Genomic DNA, 993 nt, shown 5'->3' on the forward strand with positions numbered 1-993 from the left:
ATCAATACGCGCAAGAAAAGCGTCAGAGTCGTCAACCGTAAGATCTTTAACAGCAAGTAATTTAACGGGTTTGATTAAAGGCTCTGCCGGTTCTGATATGGCTTTATTACACCCTGTCAGCAACGTAGAGAGACTTAACGTCACCACAGCGCCAATCAAAGTGTGCTTTATAGTTTGTTTTCGCCCTGGCTTCTCCATAGACTTAAAATTTACTACACAGTCGTGCAGTATAGGCAGAATTGAATATTGATCAACATATTTTCCACATGGATAGCAAATTAATTAGTCAAAGCGTTCGGTTTCTGGTAAAAGTAGGCACGTTGATTAATATTCGGGAAAAATCGAACTATGAATGTAAGAAAGCAAGGCCGACGTAGCGCTGAAGCCGCAGAACAAACTAAGTGTCTGATCCTTAAGGTCGCTGCAGATATGTTTTGTGAGCTGGGTTACGAGCGAGTCTCGCTAAGAAACATCAGCGAAAAGGCGGGTGTATCACATAGTTTGATTCGTCATCACTTCGGCAGCAAAGAGAAAATCTGGCAAGCGGTTAGCGATGCAATGGACGAGTTCATGCAGTGCTATATGGCTGAACTCATCAATGAAATGCCGGAGAACACACCTTCGAATAGAAAAATTTATCTGTTTATGGTTCGCATGCTAGCATTTGCTCTCGTCAATCCTCATCCAGTACAGATGATCGCCGATGCCATTCGACAAGGCGATGACGGTGCTCTGCTGCAGTATTTCTTAAAGTCAAAAGATGAGTTCGCTGCGATATTTACCGGAATTTTCGAGCAGTACAACAGCGAAAACCCTAATGCACAGTTTGATCAGTGGGAATCAAAGTGGCAAATGTTGATCTTCGCACATGGTGCTGTCAGTCTCGCACCAATGATGCAAGAAACATGGCCGGATATTGCAGATAATCGCGAAAAACTGCTGATCAAGCATTGGGAATTGTTTAATACCATTATGGCCTCTCAATTTGGGATC

General features: G+C 43.1%; 1 protein-coding gene and 1 pseudogene. One reads left to right on the forward strand and one right to left on the reverse strand.

Annotation, left to right across the window (positions count from 1 at the left end; all coding sequences use genetic code 11):
- Positions 1-198: pseudogene (locus R7R78_RS24635) on the reverse strand (efflux RND transporter periplasmic adaptor subunit); the annotation flags it as partial.
- Between the two features lie 150 nt (positions 199-348).
- Between R7R78_RS24635 and vdeR the strand changes: the two are divergent.
- On the forward strand, positions 349-993 hold a 645-nt coding region (vdeR, locus tag R7R78_RS24640), incomplete at its 3' end, for an efflux transporter transcriptional repressor VdeR (RefSeq protein WP_225474438.1).

The organism is Vibrio sp. 2134-1, assembly GCF_033339495.1.